Annotated in this window: 1 protein-coding gene; it reads left to right on the top strand. The window is 51.8% G+C overall.

Features of this window, described 5'->3' with window-relative positions; all coding sequences use genetic code 11:
• On the top strand, window positions 1-311 hold a 311-nt coding region (locus tag KDM89_RS21300; RefSeq protein ID WP_212689796.1), incomplete at both ends, for a class I SAM-dependent methyltransferase.

Below are 311 nucleotides of genomic sequence, written 5' to 3'. Positions count from 1 at the left end.
CAAGGAGCTACACATCCTGACACGTGACGGTAAGCTGAATCAGGACAGCCGTCGCAAGTTAAAACAGGTGTATCACCTGTATCAATTCATCGAACCGCTGCTGCAGCAATTGCAAGAGGAGCGCAGTGATATCAGCCTGGTCGATCATGGTGCGGGCAAGTCCTATCTTGGCTTTATTCTGTACGACTTATTTTTTAAAGCCGGTCAGGCCCAAAGCAAGGCGCATATCTATGGCATAGAAACCCGCGACGAGCTGGTGAAGCGCTCGACCGAACTCGCGCAGCGGCTGGACTTTCCTGGCATGTCATTTC

Origin of the sequence: Cognatundibacterium luofuense (assembly GCF_018139685.1) — a bacterium.
In the GTDB taxonomy this organism is placed as follows: domain Bacteria; phylum Pseudomonadota; class Gammaproteobacteria; order Burkholderiales; family Burkholderiaceae_D; genus Undibacterium; species Undibacterium luofuense.
This window is presented reverse-complemented; position numbering and strand designations above follow the sequence as displayed.